This window comes from Kribbella sp. CA-245084 (assembly GCF_050942355.1).
Lineage (GTDB): Bacteria > Actinomycetota > Actinomycetes > Propionibacteriales > Kribbellaceae > Kribbella.
Genome location: NZ_CP192053.1, coordinates 1,139,936 through 1,156,571, shown reverse-complemented (window position 1 = coordinate 1,156,571; position 16,636 = coordinate 1,139,936). Strand labels below are relative to the sequence as shown.

The window sequence follows — 16,636 nt, the reverse complement described above, 5'->3', positions numbered from 1 at the left end:
ATGCGCGTCCGCTGGCCGCGATGAAGATCTTTGCGCAGGCGGAAGGCGGGCGTGTGAGCTGGATCACGGCGTTGCATGGAATCGGTTCCCGTGTTTACCTGTTCGAACAGGTAATACGAGCTGAAGATGGGAACCTGACCATGCCAACGGCATTCGACTCCTACGAGCTGGGCGGCAAGCGCCTGGCCAACCGCATCGCGATGGCCCCGATGACCCGCAGTCGCGCGTACGGCCCCGGCGCCAGCCCCACGCCGCTGACCGCGGAGTACTACGCACAGCGGGCAGGCGCCGGCCTGATCGTCACCGAGGGCACCCAACCATCGCCGGTCGGGCAGGGCTATCCCGACACTCCTGGCCTGCACACCGCAGAACAGATCGCCGCCTGGCGAACGGTGACCGACGAGGTGCACCAGGCAGGCGGGGTGATCTACGCCCAACTCCTGCACACCGGACGAATCGGGCACCCGAGCCTGCTCCCCCACGGCCTGCATCCGGTCGCTCCCACCGCAGTGGCCGCGAACGGACAGGTCTTCACCCATGACGGCCCCCAGGAGTTCGTCACGCCGAAGGAACTGACCGGCTCGGAGATCTCCCGCACCATCGACGACTTCGCCGCCGCCGCGCGCAACGCGATGACGGCCGGCTTCGACGGCGTCGAACTGCACGGCGGCAACGGGTACCTGATCCACCAGTTCCTGGCGCCGAACGCCAACCGCCGCCGCGACAGGTGGGGCGGCTCGGCCAAGGGACGCGTCCGCTTCGGCGTCGAGCTGGCGACCGCGGTGGCCGACGCGATCGGCGCCGAGAACCTCGGCTTCCGCATCTCGCCCGGCGTCCCGAACAACGACATCACCGAAGACAACGCCGAGACGACGTACGACGCGCTCGTCGAACGGCTTGCTCCGCTAGGCCTGAGCTACTTGCACCTGATGGAAGGCCCGGACCGCGACCTGACCAACCGCCTCCGCAAGCAGTGGCCGTCCACGTTCATCCTCAATCCCCACACCCCTCAGGAACGCACCGGCCCGGAGGCGTTGGGACTGATCAGCGACGGTACGGCGGACCTGATCGCCTTCGGCGCGCTGTTCCTCGCCAACCCCGACCTGCCCGCCCGCCTCGCCGCAGAAGGCCCGTACAACCGGCCCGACCAAACCACGTTCTACGGCGGCGATCACCGCGGCTACACCGACTACCCGACGCTCGCCGGCCACTGAGGAAGGTACTTCGACATGCCTGCAACACTCAAGCGATCCAGCTGGGCAGTGCTCGCACTGGCCTGTGTCAGTCAGTTCATGGTGATCCTCGACGCCTCGATCGTGAACGTCGCGTTGCCCTCTATCCAAAGGGATCTGGGCTTCACTGCCACCAGCCTCGCCTGGGTCGTGAACGGTTACCTGCTGACGTTCGCCGGCTTCATGCTGCTCGGTGGCCGCGCCGCAGACCTCTTCGGCCAACGCCGGATGCTGGTCGCCGGCCTGTTCCTGTTCTCGGCGTCAAGCCTGCTCGCCGGCCTCGCGTCCGCGCCGGGCGTCCTCATCGCGGCGCGCGTCGTACAAGGTGTGGGAGCCGCCATGCTGGCCCCGGCGACGCTGGCTGTGATCAACACCAACTTCACCGGCGAAGGTGAGCGTGCCCGAGCGTTCGGCGCCTGGTCCGCCGCGGGCGGCGTCGGCGGGATGGCCGGTGCGGTTGCAGGCGGAGCCATCACGACCGGACTCTCGTGGCGGTGGGTGTTCTTGATCAACGTGCCGATCGGCGCGGTGCTGATCTGCGCGGCATTGATGTCGCTAGAAGGCCCACGAGCGAGGCGACGGGAGCCGCTGGACCTCATCGGCGCACTCACCGGCACCGCAGGACTGGCGGCCCTGATCTACGGCGTCATGCAGAGTGCCGATCACGGCTGGACCTCCACGCGGGTCATCGGACCGGGCCTGGCGGGACTCGTCCTGCTCGCGGTCTTCACCGCGGTTGAGGCGCGAGCCAACCAGCCGATGATGCCTCTGCGGTTGTTCAGGATCCAAAAAGTGGCCGTGGGCAACGGAATGCTGCTGTTGTTCGGAGCGATCGCCATCGCCATGTGGTACTTCACGTCCCTGTACCTACAGGACGTCCTCGGCTACAGCGCCCTGCGGTCGGGGCTCGGGCAGACGCCTGCGGCGGTGACGTTCGTGATCGTCGCCCGACTCGCCGCCACGCTGCTGCCGCGGACCGGCGTACGTCGACTGATCCTGGCGGGAAGCGCCGGTTTCCTGATCGGGTTCGGCTGGCTCGCACAGGCCGGTGCGGAAAGCGGCTACCTCGCGAGCGTGCTCGGGCCGACGCTGCTCATCGCAGGCGGCATCGGGCTGACCTTCCCGACCCTGATGGCCACGGTGACCGCGGATGTCTCCGAGGGCGACGCAGGAATCGTCGGCGGACTCGCCAACACCGCCAGCCAGGTCGGCGGATCCGTAGGCCTGGCAGTGCTCACGACGATCGCCGGCACCAAAGCCGACCTCGCGTCCGGCTATGACCTGGTCTTCCTCGTGGCAGCCGGGCTCGGCGTGGCACTCGCGCTCGTCAGTCGACTGAGCGGATCTGGCGGACGAGTACGCCGGCCAGGACGGTGACTACGGACGCCAGGAGATAGAGCACCGGGTAGCCGCCGAGGTGTTTGACGATGGGGGCCGCGATTGCCGGGGCGAGGACCTGAGGGAGGGAGTTGGCGATGTTGATGACGCCGAGGTCCTTCGCTCGGTCCTGGGCGCTCGGCAGCACCTGGGTGAGCAAGGCGAAGTCGACGGCCAGGTAGACGCCGAAACCCATGCCGAGGATGATCGCGCCGACGATGGCGCCCGGCCAGGTCGGCCAGACTGCGAGGACGACGCCGGCGACGGCCATCACCCAGCCGGATGCGATGACGAAGACCTTGCGGCGTTCGGAGCGGTCCGACCAGCGGCCGCAGGTGATCGCGGTCGTGAGCACGCACACGCTGTAGATCGCTGTCAGGATCAGTACGCCGGTGTCCGGGTCGTCGACGCCGACCTCGTCCTGCAGGTAGTAAAAGAGGTACAGCGTGCCGAGCGCATTGCCGACGTTGAACAGAAACCGCGTCAACCACGCCCAGCCGAAGTCCGGGTACCGTCGCGGGCTGATCCAGAACCCACGGAGGAAATCGCGCAGCACAAACGTTGGACGCTCCACCAGCTGCACGTCATGACTGCGCAACAAATAAGGGACCACCGACAACAACAGGAACACCGCGCAGGCTGCGTACCCGAGCGCGTAGCTGTCGAAGGCCGCTGCAAGCGCAGTACCGACCAGTGCACCCAAGACCTGCGAGATCGCCACCCAGCCGCCGACCCCACCGCGTTGGGCGACGGGAACGCGATCCGGTACGACGGCTGTCGCCGCGGCGAGGAGTGCGTTGCCGAACAGTTGCATCAGGCACCAACCGAGCAGCATCAACACGATCAGATGCGCACCGGCCAGAATGCCCAGCCCGACCGCGCCGCCGACAGCACCGGCCAGCACCCACGGGACCCGCCTACCGAAGCGCGAGGTGGTCCGGTCGGAGATCGCGCCGAACGCCGGGTTCGCGAACACCGATACCGCGGCGCCGACCCCGGTCACCAACCCGAACACGAACTCCTTGTTGCCCGGAGCAACCGACTCGGACTGCTTCGCGAGCAGCACCTGGATCGGACCAAGCCAGGCCGCGAACACCCCGACGTTCGCCAGTACGACGGCCGCCGTCCACCCCGGCCGGACCCGCACGGTCGGCTCCGCCAGCGCGGACGGCACCACCCCCGGCTCGGGAATCATCGCCGGCTCTGAGCGATCAGCTCACGCAACCAGTGGTACGACGCTTTCGGCGTACGCTCCTGCGTCTCGAAATCCACATGCACCAGGCCGAACCGCTGCGAGTACCCGGCCGCCCACTCGAAGTTGTCCATCAGCGACCACTGGAAGTACCCGCGGACGTCGATCCCGTCGTCCATCGCAGCCTTCAACGACCGGAGGTATCCGTCGAGATAGTCGATGCGCCGCTGGTCGGACACCACGCCGTCGACGGGCTCGTCGTTGATCGCGCAGCCGTTCTCGGTGATGTAGATCGGTGGCAACCGGTCGCCGTACCGCTCCTTGAAGATCCGCAGGATCTCGCCGAACGCGTCCGGCACCACCGGCCAGCCGAAGTCCGTGGTCGGGTAACCGGTCAGTGTCCGCGGCTCGAACGGCAGCCCCGGCGGCAACAGCACCCCATCGGTCGCGGCGGTGTCGGCGTGGCCGGTGGCGACGCCGACCGAGACCGGCGCGTAGTGGTTGATGCCGAAGAAGTCGAGCGGCGTCGAGATGATCGCCAAGTCATCGGCGACCGGACCGGGCATCGCGTCGCCCATGCCGTTCGGATACTCGCCGAGCAGGATCGGGTCGGCGAACAGCCAGTTGATCAGATTGTCGTACAGCGCGGCCGCTTCCTTGTCCTCAGGACTGTCACTCGCGGGCCAGGTCGGCGCGTGGTTGCTCGCGATGCCGATCTGAGAAGCGCCGGCGGCTCGAAGCGCCTGCACCGCGCGACCGTGCGCGAGCAGCTGATGATGCGCGACCGGGAGAGCGTCGAACACCAGCTCCTTGCCGGGCGCATGCGCGCCGAGCGAGTACCCCATCAGCGTCAGCACCATCGGCTCGTTGATGGTCATCCACATCGGCACCCGATCCGCGAACCGGGCGCCGACCAGAGACGCGTACTCCGCGAAGCGATCCGCAATCGATCGATCAAGCCAACCGCCGGCATCCTCGAGCGCCTGCGGGGTGTCCCAGTGGAACAGCGTCGGCGCCGGCTGGATCCCGGCGCCGAGCAGGGTGTCGATCAGCCGGTCGTAGAAATCCATTCCGGCCGCGACAGCAGGCCCGCGACCCGACGGCTGGATGCGCGGCCAGGAGAACGAGAACCGGTAGGTGTCCACCCCGAGCTCCCGCATCAGCGCGACATCCTCGGCGTACCGGTGGTAGTGGTCGCACGCGACCGCACCGGTGTCGCCGTTCAGGATCTTGCCGGGCTCGGCGCAGAACGTGTCCCAGGTGGAGGGACCGCGGCCGCCTTCGGCCACGGCGCCCTCGATCTGGTACGCCGACGTCGAGACCCCCCACTTGAATCCGGGCGGAAAGACCAGGTCAGCTGTCATTGGCATCATCCTCATCAGGGGTGGAGTCCTGCGGCCGCGGCGGCTCGACCTTGTGTACGACGACAGCCGTGCCGTACGCCGCGACCTCACTCATCGTCTGAGCGATCTCGTTGCAGTCGAACCGCATCGCGAGGATCGCGTTCGCGCCCATCTGCTGCGCCATCTGGCACATCCGCATCACCGCGACATGCCGCGACTCGGCCAGCATCTGGGTGTACTCCGGCACCTCGCCGCCGCCCAGCGACCGGAAGCTCGCGGTGAAGTTCGACCCGAAGTCGCGGCTCCGCACGGTCAGCCCGAACACCTCGCCGAACACCTTGTCCGCGGTGTAGCCGGGCAGGTCGTTCATCGTCGAGACCAGCACCGGGTACGGCGAACCCTGCGGCGCGACATGCGGCGCAGGGTTCTGAGCCGGCTGGTAGTTGCCCGGCGCCTGGCCGTACCCGGGCTGCTGCCCGTACCCCTGCGGCGGCGGCCCCTGCTGGTAGCCCGGAGGCGGCCCCTGGTACCCCGGCGGCGGACCCTGCTGGAAGCCCTGCTGCGGCGGGAACGGCTGGTTCGGAGGAAAGTTCTGGTTCATACCCTCATCCTGGCATCACCATCTGAACACCTGGAACTCATACAGCGAATACCCGTAGGAGGTCGCGCGCTGAGTCCCGGTGACCCGGACATACCTCGCCTGGGTCGGCGCGAAACGCACCACGTCCTCGCCGCCGTCCCCGGTCGTCGTCGTATACACCTGTTGCCACGTCGCCCCATCCCGGGAGACCTCGACCTTGTACGCCTTCCCGTACGCCGCCTCCCAGTCGAGCACCACCCGGCGTACGGTCTGCTCGTTGCCGAGGTCAACCTTCAGCCACTGCGGATCCGACCAGTCGCTCGCCCACCGGGTGTCCGCCTTGCCGTCGACGGCCTGCGCCGGCGGCGAGTTGAACCACCCGGTCTCGTAACTGCTCGCCGTCGCCGTCTTCCCGACCGCCAGGTTGGTGACATCGTCACCGCGCCGGGCCGGGAACTCGACCACCTGCTGGTACGTCGGCCGGTTGACCCACGCGATCCTGTCCTGCGTAATGCCGCCCATCGGCTGATGCGCGATCTGGTCCGCGCAGAACTGGTCGCCCGCGGCACAGTCTGCCGTCGCCGGGTACGTCGTCGCGGCCGGCACCTTGGTTGCCGCTAGCAATGTTGCCGTCAACACGGATCGACAACCGGCCAGCGATCCGCCGCCGCAGTACGTCACCGGCTGAGCTGCCTTCACCGGGTCGCCGAGGACCTTGCGCATGTCCCGCTGGACGAAACCCCACCAGCCGCTCTGGAACGACGAACCCTGCGCACTGGGGCGCTCGTCGATCTTGAGGTTCGCGACGAGTGCGCCGTACAGATCTGGTCCGAGGTCCTTGAACTCAGCGGGGACGAGCAGCGGCCACCAGGCGTCGATGATGCGGATGGCGTCGGCGTTGTCATAGGTCTTCGACGACGCGCTGGGAGTCTTGCGGTGGGCACCGGCCTGTTGCCAGGCGGTCAGCTTGGCAACGGCGTCGGCGACCGCCGGGTCGGTGATCGGTGCGGACTTCAGGACTCTGAGCAGGTAGGGCAGGACCTGGTCGCCGCGCAGGTCAACCGTGGCCGCGTCCTCCATCGCCTCGACCAGCTTGCCGCGGGTGAACTTCTGTCCGTTGTTGATGACGGCCTTGATCCGGTCGTCGAGCGGCTGGCTGCGGTAAACCGCGTTGTAACCAAATTGCCCATCCGACGCGGAGTACCCGGGCGCCTGCTTGTTGTTCCAGCTGGTCAGGTAATCCTGGTTCACCACCTGCGGATGCTGCGCCGCCGGCGTGTACGTCGCGCGATTCGTGTCCGGGTTCCAGCCCTGCCACTCGTAGGAACTCCAGGTCGGCAGGTTCGGGTCGGCCCCGGCCGCGCGGACCGGGTTGTCGCCGGAGTTGAAGTACGCGATCGAATCCTTGTCGGTGTAGAACCAGTTGAACGTGTATCCGATGTTCGCGGCGGGCTTCTGGAAGTCCGCGGCAGAGTGGATCCGGTCCGGGTCGTTGAACTGCATGAACCCGAGCGCCGACCCGGCCTCGTTGCCGTACGTCGACCTGTTCTTGGTGAACAGCACCGGCTTGCCGCCGACGGTGCCGCGATGCGAGACGATGCCGTACTTGGTGCGCAGGGCAACCAACGTGTAGGAGCCGGCCGGCTCGGACGACCCGAGGCTCGCGTACCACGCGTTGTGCCGCTCGAGCCGCTCGATCGGGACACACTGCCCGCGGAACTCGTAGTACTGCGAATTCTTGGTCGGCGTCCCGCCACCGGGCTCACACAGCGGTACGGCGAACGTGTCGGTGATGTCCTGCCCCGCGGACGTCGCGCTCCACGAATAGTCGGGCCCGCGACCGATCAGCGTGTAGAAGTTGAGGCCGGCGAACGCGATGCCGCGCGAGCTGACCCCCGGGCCTTGCAGCTCTTGGCGCATGAGCAGCTGCGGCGCGAAGTACCCGGTCTGCGGGCCGTAGACCGCGATCGGATTGCCGCTCTGCGTGTGCGCGCCGGAGACCACCAGCGCGTTCGACATCGCCTTCTTGCCGAAGCCTTCGGGGAAGAGTCCGTCGTCGAAGATGCCCTTCAACGAGTCCGAACCCTTCGGCGCGGGTTTGGCGGCCGCGGTCTTGTTGGCGGTCTGATCGATGACCTCGGGCTCTGCGGTGACCGAGCCGCGGTCCGGCATCGCGCGGCCGGCCGGGTTCGGACCGGTCGTCCCGTACGGGAACGACGTGCCGTTGTGCACCGTCGTACTGGCTTCGGGATCGTTCTGCGAACGGAAGGACTCCCACACTTTGGTGCCCTGAGCAACGCCGTACTTCGCTTGTGCTTCAAGCAATGCGAGCGCTGACGTGACTTCCGCCCCGCCGCCGGTGCCGAAGATGCCCGCGACAACGGCCGCGGTGGCGACCACGTCGGTCACCTTCCAGTGCGGGGTCGGCCACTGCAGGCCGAGGGCGACATACTCACCGGGGTACGCGATGCCGATCGTGTCGATGTAGTGGTTGACGCCGTCGACCCAGGCCTGAATGTCCTGCTGCATCTTCACGCCGTCGGCGCCGTACAGGTCGTCGGCGTCGTCGAACTGCCGCTGGAGATCAGCCTCGGTGTACGGCGCGGTGCGCCAGAACTCCTGCTCGAACTCGCGGTTCGCCGCCGCTCCACCCGCGAACGGTGTCAGCTGGCCGCGACCGAGGTGACGGAACACGTCCATCACGAACAGCCTGTCCTGCGCTCCGGCGTACCCGGCGCCGAACATCGTGCCGAGCCGCGTGGTGCCGGTGATGTGCGGGATGCCGCGCGACTTGTCCCGCACGATCGTGACGTCGCTGCGCGGGTGGATCGTGCTCGCGACGTCGTCCGGTTTCACCCCGAACGACGAGTCGTCGTAGTACGGCGCGAGGCCGTCGTCGGTGATGCCTTGCGAGTTCCACACCAGGTCCTGATAGGGCTTCACCGTGTCGCTGAAGTGCGCCGGTCTGACCCCTAAGGCCTTGAAAGCAAGGAGATCCGTGAAGGTCGCGTTGCCGTTCTGACCCGGCGGAAGGATGTCGCGACATTGCTCGAGGCAATAATCTCCGGGGATCGCGGCAACGGCTTGTGGGCTCGCCTGCGTCGGTGCCGGAAGCGCGGCGAGCACGGCGGTGACGGCAACGGAGGCGATCGTGATGCGAAGGCGGGTTCGGAGTGCGGGGCGGGGCACGGTTCCCTCCTCAGATGGGGTAAAAGTGAGAATGACTCACCAGTAGCATTCGGGTCAAGAACTCACGTCCAGACTCTCGCCAATTGCTGTCCGTGACCACTACTGTCAGCTGGACCATGACAATTCATGAGCGTTATCGCTTGAGTGTGGTGATCAACGCCAAGGGGACGTTTACCCCGCTCGGGGTGTCCCGGAGTTCCGACGGGGTGGCGGAGGCTGTCGCACAGGCACTGCCCGAATTCTTCGTGATGGACGAGCTCGGCGATCGTGCCAGCGAGGCCATCGCACAGGTAACAGGAGCCCAGGCCGGCGCGGTCGTGCACTGCACCGCGGCCGGCATCACCCTCGCGGTCGCCGCCACGATGACCGGCGGCGATCCCCGGCGTACTGCGGCGTTGCCGGACGCAAGCGATATGCACAACCGCGTCGTACTGCCGGCTTGTCAGGTGATCGACTACGGACACACCAACCTGCAGGGGATCCGGCTCGCCGGCGCGCAGGTCGACCTGGCCGGCGACGAGGACGGTTGCACGATCGCCGAGCTGGAGGACGAGCTTGACGGGCCGGATGTGGCGTGCCTGATGCTGGTGTCATCCCGGCTGACCCGCGGCGAGCCGATCGACCTCGTCGCCGCGGTCCGTGCCGCGCACCGTCGCGGCGTACCGGCCATCGTCGATGCGGCCGCGCAGTTCCCGCGGATCGCGGACCTGCTGGCGACCGGCGCGGATCTGGTGCTGGTGAGCGGGCAGAAGTACCTCGGCTCACCGACCGCGGGGCTGGTCGCCGGGAGCTGGCCGCTGGTCCAGGCGCTGCGGGCCCAGGAGAAGGGCATCGGGCGGGTGATGAAGCCGACGAAGGAAGCGATCGTCGGCGTACTCGCAGCCCTCGAGGAGTGGCAGGCCTTCGACCGGGTGAAGTGGGAGGCGGACGAGCTCGCGAAGGTCGACGCGTTCGTCGACGCGGCCGCCCGGATCCCCGATGTCACCGCCGAGGTGGTCAAGGACCCGACCGGGCTGCCGGTCTCGCGGGTCCTGCTCAAGGTCGCCGACGCGAAGCGCATCGCGACCGAGCTCGAGGCCGGCACACCGTCCATCTACGTGATGACGGACCGGATGGCCGAAGGCGAGCTGATGCTCGAGCTCGTCCCACTGGACGGCGACGAGATCGCGACGATCCTCGCCCGGCTGTGGGCCGTCCTGACCTGAGGCTTACACAACAAACGGTGGGCCGACACAGGTTATTGCCTGTGTCGACCCACCGTTTCGTGTGTCAGCGTCAGTGCTGGTAGGACTTGCGCGGGCCGCTGCGACGCGGACCGCCGTTGCCGCCCTGACCACGGCCCGGACGGCTGCTGCCGCCGAACCGCTTGCCGCCCTTGGCGAACCGCTGCGGCTTCGGAGCCGGCAGCTTCACCGGGTAGCCGGACGGCTTGGTGCCGCCGGTCAGCTCGGTGACGAGCTCGTCACCCGGACGGGCCCGAACCGGCTCGGCCTTGACGCCGGCGGTCTCGGCCATCCGCATCATCCCGCGCCGCTGGTGCGGCAGGACGAGCGTGACGACGGCGCCCTTGCCGCCCGCACGCGCCGTACGACCGGCGCGGTGCAGGTAGTCCTTGTGCTCGGCCGGCGGGTCAGCCTGAACCACCAGGCCGACATCGTCGACGTGGATGCCACGAGCCGCGACATCGGTTGCCACGAGCACCGGCACCGAACCGTCTTTGAACTGGTCCAGCGTCCGGTTGCGGACACCCTGGGTCAGGCCGCCGTGCAGCGCCGCGGCCATCACGCCACGGTCGCGCAGCTGGGTGGCGATCCGGTCGGCGCCCAGCTTGGTCCGGACGAACACGATGGTCCGGCCGTCACGGCTGGCGAGCTCGGCGGTCAGCGACTGCTTGTGACCCGGCTCGATCACCAGCAGGTGGTGCTCCATCGTGCTGACCGAGGCCTGGCCGGACTCGGTCGAGTGCTGCACCGGGTCCTTCAGGTAGGTCTTCACGATCTTGTCGACGTCGTTGTCCAGCGTCGCCGAGAACAGCAGGCGCTGGCCCTCCGGCGGCGTCATGTCGAGCAGCGTGGTGACCGCCGGCATGAAGCCCATGTCGCACATGTGGTCGGCCTCGTCGAGCACCGCGATCTCCACGGCGCCGAGGTCGGCCGCACCCTGCTCGCACAGGTCGATCAGGCGGCCCGGGGTAGCGATCAGCAGGTCGACACCACGACGCAGCGACTCGATCTGCTTCGGGTACGGAAGACCGCCGGCGATCAGCTTGAGCGACACGTTCATCACGTGCGCGAGCGGCTCGAGGGCGTCGTGCACCTGCATCGCGAGCTCACGGGTCGGGACCAGGATCATCCCGCGCGGGCGACGCGACTCGGTGTGGCCGCCGGCCAGACGCATCAGCGTCGGGAGCCCGAAGCCGAGGGTCTTGCCGGAACCGGTCTGACCGCGGCCGAGCACGTCCTTGCCGGCCAGCGCGTCCGGGATGGTCGCGGTCTGGATCGGGAACGGCGCGGTGATGCCGTCGCGGGCCAGCCGCTGCACCAGCCGCGGCGCGAGACCGAGCGCGGCGAACTGGTTGTCATCGGCAACAGTGCCGAGGTCCACCGGCTGCTCCTCGAAGTCGCCGCGGCGCGCGTCCTGCGACGGACGCCGCTCGAACGGCTTGTCGTCCCGCCGGTACGACGAACGGTCGTCGCGCTGGTAGGACGGACGCTCGCTGCGCTCGAACCGGGGACGCTCGTCCCGCTCGAACCGCGGCTTGTCGTCGCGCCGGAACTGCGGCCGGTCGCCACGGTCGTCGCGGCGGTCGGTGCGCTCGGGCCGGTTGTACTGCGGCTTGTCGCCCCGGTTGTCCCGATTGTCGCGGCCGTCCCGGCTGTACTGCGGCCGGTCGTCGCGGTTGAAGCGCGGACGCTCGTCCCGGTTGTACTGCGGGCGGTCGTCACGACGCGGCGCCGGACGGTCGTCGCGGTTGTACTGCGGACGGTCGTCGCGGTTGCGGTTCTCGTAGCGCGGACGCTCGTCGCGGCTACGGTCGCCGCCCCGGTCGTCCGTGCGGTCATAGCTGCGCTGGCCGCGATCCGGGCGGGCCTGCTCGGAGCGGTAGCCCTTCACCGGCTTGCTGTCCTCGCGCGGTGCTTCGTGCGAGGCATTCGCGGCGAGGCGCTCGCCGTACGACTGGTTCTGGTACTTCTTGTGTCGGGGCTTCTTGGCCCGCCCGTCGGCGGACTCGGAATCGTTCTGGTGGTGCTGGGTCACGCAAACTCTCTCTCGGATTCACGGACGAATAGCGCCGGATCGCAGCCGCAACGAAGCTCCGGTCACGAAATCATGACCGGACAACGTGCTCAGCAGGAGACGGGCATCGACCTGCGGGTGCTATCGCGTTGCACCCATGTCGCCGGATCTTCAGCAGGATGCCGAAACCGACGGGTCGGAGCGCCTAGAACATCTCTGGTGACGCGACGACGCGCACCGACACGAGAAAAGTATAACCGATCGTGACGGCGCCCCTGACCACGCCGCCGATGACCAGACCACCCACCCGACTGGTGCTCCCGGCATCCACCCGGCACAGTTCAAGCGTGGTTGAGTTCTTGGAACGCCGTCCTAGGGTGGCGGTATGGCGGAGGAGAACGTCCCCAGCAAGGAGCACTGGCTCTCGATCGGGGAGATCGCACATCGGTCCGGGGTGGCCGCGTCGGCATTGCGGTTCTACGAGGACCAGGGCCTGATCGCGTCCCGGCGTACGGCCGGCAACCAGCGTCAGTACCAGCGGAGCACGCTGCGGCGGATCGCGTTCGTGCAGGCGGCCCAGCGGGTCGGTCTGGCGCTCGCGGAGATCAAGGGCGCGCTGGATTCGCTCCCCGAGGACCGGACGCCGACGCGCGCCGACTGGAGCAAGCTGTCGAAGACGTGGCGCAGCCGCCTCGACGAACGGATCGCCGAGCTCGAGCGCCTCCGCGACGACCTCGACACCTGTATCGGCTGCGGCTGCCTCAGCCTCCAGCGCTGCAACCTCTACAACAAGGAGGACCGCCTGGCCACCCGAGGCCCTGGCGCCCGCCTCCTCAACGTCGGCATCCCCGGCGAGTCATAACAACCCACGCTCCACAACCCCGACGAGTAGCTCGGCGGCGGCTGCTGCGTCGTACGCCGGATCACCCAGCGACTCGGACACGATCGCGTCGATCCCGCCACCGATCACCAGCGCCGCGGACCGGAGATCGACCTCCCCGGTGAGTCCGCGCGCGTCCCGGGCCGCGGCGATCAGGTCCGCCACCGCCGACCACCGCGCCTTCGAATCTGCCAGCGGCGCGACCGACGTCATCGCCTCGACGATCATCCGCACATGCCGCGGCCGCTCCCGCAGATGCCCGACCATCGACCGGATGTACGCCGCCGGCGCGTCGGCCGGCCCCGCAGCATCCACCGCCGCCCCGACCGCCTCCACCAGCTCCGACAGCACCCGCGCATGAGCAGCCTCGACCAGGGCCTGCTTCGACGCGAAGTGATAGAGCACACCCGCCTTGGTGATCCCGGCCCCCTCGGCAATCCGCCCGAGCGACGTCGCGGCGTACCCGTGGTCGGCGACCAGCTCGGTCGTGACGTCGATCAGCTGCGCCCGGCGCGCTTCCTCGGTGAAGGTGAGATTCCGGCCACGCGCTGAAGGCATGCGCTCAACTTACCGTATGGTGGGATTACCTACCAAGCGGTTAGGAGATGGAATGATCGGCGACTGGAACAGCCAAGCCGGACGCGATGACTATCGGGGTAAATACGACGCCGCGATGCAGGACTTGCCGGCACCGGCAGCTGTCCGTGACGTGAGGACCGAGTACGGCGAGGTGCGGGTGTACCGGTTCGCGGGCGCTGCGGGATCGGAGCCGCTGGTGCTTTTGCCCGGCACGTCGTCCGGCACGCCGGTCTGGGCTGACTCCTTGAAGCATCTGCTGGCGATCACCGATGTCTACGCGATCGACCTACTCGGTGAGCCGGGGATGAGTGTGCAGACCGCGCCGATCACCTCCGATGAGGACAAGGCGGCCTGGCTGGACCAGACGCTCGAAGCCCTGCCGGAGGAGCGCTTCAACCTGCTCGGGCTGTCGATCGGCGGCTGGACTGCGATGAATCTCGCCGTGCGGCGGCCGGAGCGCGTTGCGACTGTCACGACGCTGGATGCGGTCAACGTGTACGACGGAATACCGCTTGGGACGGTGTTGAGGTCGCTGCCTGCTGCGGTGAAGTGGCTGCCGCGGTCATGGCGGGACCGGTTCAACTCGTACACGGCAGGCGGCAAGCCGGTGGAACACGTGCCGGTCGCGGACATGATCGAGTCCGGCATGAAGAACTACACGATCCGTCAGCCGCAACCACGCCGGATCACCGAAGAGCAGCTGGCCGCGCTCCCGATGCCGGTGCTCGCGATCATCGCCGGTCGCTCGGTGATGCATCGCCCGGCGACAGCCCGCAGTACTGCGGAGAGGGCCTTGCGCACGAAGACCGTCGCGTTCTATCCGGACGCCTCGCACGCGATCAGCGGTGAGCACCCCGCCGACATCGCCGCCGACCTGCGCGCGTTCCTGCTCGAACACTCATAGGCCGGGAGCTATGGCCGACATAGAACGGCGATCGTGATTCGCGGGTTATCCCCTGGGTTTTCTGCGATGTGATGCGGAATTCCTGGGCGCTTGGGAGCATCCGATGGTGGCGATCGGTAATCCGCCCGTCGCTATCCGCCACCGATTCGGAGTGAGGCCCTCCATGTCGCATCGCCGTATCCTGACCAGTCTCGCGGGGCTTGCCGCCGCCGCGCTGGCCGTGCCCGCGTTGGCAGCGTCCCCCTCGACTGCCGCGCCCGCCCCTGATTCGCACAGCTCGCACGTCTCCACCGCCGCCACCCGCGCGGCGTACGTCGGCTCGCCGCAGGACGAAGCCGCCACCAAGGCGTTCTACGACGCCGTGATGAAGTCCGCCCGCGCCAAGATGGCCCAGCAGGCCAAGTCCGGCCGCAAGGTCACCGCCGTCACGGTCACGTACGCCGTCGACGCGCCGACCTACGCGTCCCAGATCGCGTCCAGCTCGTCGATCTGGAACTCGAGCGTCAGCAACGTGAAGCTCGTCGAGGGCAGCAACTACGACTTCTACTACACCGAGGGCAACGACCCGCGCGGTTCGTACGCGTCCACCGACGGCCACGGCAGCGGCTACGTCTTCATCGACTACGCCCAGTCCCAGGAGTACGACCAGACCCGCATCGTGGCGCACGAGACCGGCCACGTCCTCGGTCTGCCCGACCACTACTCCGGCCCGTGCTCCGAGCTGATGTCCGGCGGCGGCCCCGGCCCGTCCTGCACCAACCCGTACCCGGACTCGACCGAGCGCTCGAAGGTCAACTCGCTGTGGGCCAACGGCTTCGCCGCCGCAGGCAAGGCCGCCTTCCACACCTCCAAGTAACTCCCCAACCTCCGGCCCGGAGCCGCCCGGCAGGGGACGGCTTCCGGGCCGGAGCCTGCTTTGTGCACCCACCAACCACTTTCCGCCCCGGAGAATGGTTGGTGGGTGCACAAACAACCCTCAGCGGGCCGGGCCTGTGGAGCCGCGGACGACCAGTTCGGGGCGGAACAGGAACTCGGTGTGGGGCGTGGCGTGGCCGCGGACCTCTTCTAGCAAGGACTGCACCGCGGCAAGCCCCATCGCCTGCACCGGTTGGCGGATCGTGGTCATCGGCGGATCGGTGAACTCCATCATCGGGGCGTCGTCGTAGCCGACCACCGAGAAGCCACCCGGTACGGCGAGGCCGCGCTGGCGGGCGGCCCGGATGACGCCGAGCGCCATCATGTCGGAGCCGCAGACGACCGCGGTGACGTGCGCATCGAGCAACTGCCGACCCGCTGCCTCGCCGCCCTCGACGCCGAACATGCTCAGCGCGACCATCGGATCGATGTCGTCGTCCGACACCCCCAGCTGCGCCTTCATCGAGGTCCGGTACCCGGCGAGTTTCCGCTGTACGACGATGAACCGCTCCGGCCCGGACGCGAACCCGATCCGGCGATGGCCGAGGGCCACGAGATGCGCGACGGCCAGCTCCATCGCGGCGTACTCGTCCGACGACACGAACGGCGCCTCGACCGACGGCAGCCAGCCGTTCACGAAGACCACCGGCAGCCGCCGCTCCACCAGCGCCTGGTACCGGGCGTGGTCCGCGCCGGTGTCGGCGTGCAGCCCGGAGACGAAGATGATTCCGGAGACGCCGCGCTCGAGCAGCATCTCGACGTACTCCTCCTCCGTGGCTCCGGAGGGTGACTGCGTGCAGAGCACCGGGGTGAAGCCGCGCTGCGACAGCGCGGACTCGATCACCTGGGCGAACGCCGGGAAGATCGGGTTGATCAGCTCGGGCATCACCAGCCCGATCAGCCCCGCCGACCGCCGCCGCAACCGGGTCGGCCGTTCGAACCCCAGCACGTCGAGCGCGGTCAGGACGGACTGTTTCGTCTCGTCCGCCACCCCCGGCTTGCCGTTCAGTACCCGCGAGACCGTCGCCTCACTGACCCCCGCCTTGGCCGCGATATCCGCCAGCCGCGCTCTGCTGCTCACGAGCGGCACTGTACCCAGCCCACGCCTGACATTTCAGCAAGATCCTGCAAGAACTTGCAGGATGTGCATAGGTGTCCACAACGTGAACAGAACGGACACGTCACACGCCGCATACCTTGTCAGGACG

General features: G+C 68.1%; 13 protein-coding genes. 6 read left to right on the top strand and 7 right to left on the bottom strand.

Annotated features, from left to right (window positions below; all coding sequences use genetic code 11):
* The first annotated feature begins 140 nt into the window (after positions 1 to 140).
* Positions 141 to 1,214: an alkene reductase gene (locus ACQPYH_RS05785; RefSeq protein ID WP_432887643.1), complete on the top strand. Its 1,074-nt coding sequence runs from the start codon at positions 141 to 143 to the stop codon at positions 1,212 to 1,214.
* Between the two features lie 15 nt (positions 1,215 to 1,229).
* Entirely contained in the window at positions 1,230 to 2,609 is a 1,380-nt protein-coding gene (locus ACQPYH_RS05780; RefSeq protein ID WP_432887640.1) for an MFS transporter, read from the top strand.
* On the opposite strand, the gene ACQPYH_RS05775 is transcribed toward ACQPYH_RS05780, so the two are convergent.
* The 4 genes from ACQPYH_RS05775 to ACQPYH_RS05760 are packed head-to-tail and all read right to left on the bottom strand — an operon-like array spanning position 2,560 to position 8,913.
* The gene (locus ACQPYH_RS05775) at positions 2,560 to 3,804 is read right to left on the bottom strand and encodes an MFS transporter (protein ID WP_432887638.1); all 1,245 of its coding nucleotides are present in this window, start codon (positions 3,802 to 3,804) and stop codon (positions 2,560 to 2,562) included. The two genes, ACQPYH_RS05780 and ACQPYH_RS05775, sit on opposite strands and share 50 nt — an antisense overlap.
* On the bottom strand, positions 3,801 to 5,165 hold the full coding sequence (locus tag ACQPYH_RS05770) for a GH1 family beta-glucosidase (RefSeq protein ID WP_432887635.1): 1,365 nt from the start codon (positions 5,163 to 5,165) through the stop codon (positions 3,801 to 3,803). The genes ACQPYH_RS05775 and ACQPYH_RS05770 overlap by 4 nt, the downstream gene beginning before the upstream one ends.
* A complete protein-coding gene (locus ACQPYH_RS05765; RefSeq protein ID WP_432887630.1) occupies positions 5,155 to 5,745 on the bottom strand; it encodes a YbjQ family protein in 591 nt (196 codons plus the stop codon). The genes ACQPYH_RS05770 and ACQPYH_RS05765 overlap by 11 nt, the downstream gene beginning before the upstream one ends.
* Positions 5,746 to 5,760: 15 nt before the next feature.
* A complete protein-coding gene (locus ACQPYH_RS05760; RefSeq protein ID WP_432887628.1) occupies positions 5,761 to 8,913 on the bottom strand; it encodes a penicillin acylase family protein in 3,153 nt (1,050 codons plus the stop codon).
* Between the two features lie 116 nt (positions 8,914 to 9,029).
* On the opposite strand from ACQPYH_RS05760, the gene ACQPYH_RS05755 reads away from it, so the two are divergent.
* A complete protein-coding gene (locus tag ACQPYH_RS05755; RefSeq protein ID WP_432887625.1) occupies positions 9,030 to 10,118 on the top strand; it encodes an aminotransferase class V-fold PLP-dependent enzyme in 1,089 nt (362 codons plus the stop codon).
* A gap of 70 nt (positions 10,119 to 10,188) precedes the next feature.
* On the opposite strand, the gene ACQPYH_RS05750 is transcribed toward ACQPYH_RS05755, so the two are convergent.
* Positions 10,189 to 12,171 carry a DEAD/DEAH box helicase gene (locus ACQPYH_RS05750; RefSeq protein WP_432887622.1) on the bottom strand — a complete coding sequence of 661 codons (1,983 nt, stop codon included), beginning with the start codon at positions 12,169 to 12,171 and terminating at the stop codon, positions 10,189 to 10,191.
* A 364-nt stretch (positions 12,172 to 12,535) separates the two neighbouring features.
* Here ACQPYH_RS05750 and soxR point away from each other — a divergent pair, with 364 nt between their 5' ends.
* Positions 12,536 to 13,012, top strand: a complete 477-nt coding sequence (gene soxR, locus ACQPYH_RS05745; protein ID WP_130446382.1) for a redox-sensitive transcriptional activator SoxR — start codon at positions 12,536 to 12,538, stop codon at positions 13,010 to 13,012.
* On the opposite strand, the gene ACQPYH_RS05740 is transcribed toward soxR, so the two are convergent.
* The gene (locus tag ACQPYH_RS05740) at positions 13,007 to 13,588 is read right to left on the bottom strand and encodes a TetR/AcrR family transcriptional regulator (RefSeq protein ID WP_432887619.1); all 582 of its coding nucleotides are present in this window, start codon (positions 13,586 to 13,588) and stop codon (positions 13,007 to 13,009) included. The genes soxR and ACQPYH_RS05740 overlap by 6 nt on opposite strands.
* A gap of 52 nt (positions 13,589 to 13,640) precedes the next feature.
* Here ACQPYH_RS05740 and ACQPYH_RS05735 point away from each other — a divergent pair, with 52 nt between their 5' ends.
* Both ACQPYH_RS05735 and snpA read left to right on the top strand, forming a co-directional pair.
* Entirely contained in the window at positions 13,641 to 14,513 is an 873-nt protein-coding gene (locus tag ACQPYH_RS05735; RefSeq protein ID WP_432887616.1) for an alpha/beta fold hydrolase, read from the top strand.
* 163 nt (positions 14,514 to 14,676) lie between these two features.
* Positions 14,677 to 15,369 (top strand): snapalysin, encoded by a 693-nt coding sequence (snpA, locus tag ACQPYH_RS05730; RefSeq protein WP_432887614.1) that lies wholly within the window; start codon positions 14,677 to 14,679, stop codon positions 15,367 to 15,369.
* A gap of 120 nt (positions 15,370 to 15,489) precedes the next feature.
* Here the strand turns inward: snpA and ACQPYH_RS05725 are convergent, their stop codons facing one another.
* Complete coding sequence (locus tag ACQPYH_RS05725) at positions 15,490 to 16,509, bottom strand: LacI family DNA-binding transcriptional regulator (protein ID WP_432887611.1); 1,020 nt, start codon at positions 16,507 to 16,509, stop codon at positions 15,490 to 15,492.
* Positions 16,510 to 16,636 lie beyond the last annotated feature (127 nt).

Coding starts and splice junctions, on each gene's coding strand:
- ACQPYH_RS05785 (WP_432887643.1), top strand. CDS start 141: ATGCCAACGGCATTCGACTCCTACGAGCTGGGCGGCAAGCGCCTGGCC.
- ACQPYH_RS05740 (WP_432887619.1), bottom strand. CDS start 13,588: ATGCCTTCAGCGCGTGGCCGGAATCTCACCTTCACCGAGGAAGCGCGC.
- ACQPYH_RS05765 (WP_432887630.1), bottom strand. CDS start 5,745: ATGAACCAGAACTTTCCTCCGAACCAGCCGTTCCCGCCGCAGCAGGGC.
- ACQPYH_RS05770 (WP_432887635.1), bottom strand. CDS start 5,165: ATGACAGCTGACCTGGTCTTTCCGCCCGGATTCAAGTGGGGGGTCTCG.
- ACQPYH_RS05735 (WP_432887616.1), top strand. CDS start 13,641: ATGATCGGCGACTGGAACAGCCAAGCCGGACGCGATGACTATCGGGGT.
- ACQPYH_RS05755 (WP_432887625.1), top strand. CDS start 9,030: ATGACAATTCATGAGCGTTATCGCTTGAGTGTGGTGATCAACGCCAAG.
- ACQPYH_RS05775 (WP_432887638.1), bottom strand. CDS start 3,804: ATGATTCCCGAGCCGGGGGTGGTGCCGTCCGCGCTGGCGGAGCCGACC.
- snpA (WP_432887614.1), top strand. CDS start 14,677: ATGTCGCATCGCCGTATCCTGACCAGTCTCGCGGGGCTTGCCGCCGCC.
- ACQPYH_RS05780 (WP_432887640.1), top strand. CDS start 1,230: ATGCCTGCAACACTCAAGCGATCCAGCTGGGCAGTGCTCGCACTGGCC.
- soxR (WP_130446382.1), top strand. CDS start 12,536: ATGGCGGAGGAGAACGTCCCCAGCAAGGAGCACTGGCTCTCGATCGGG.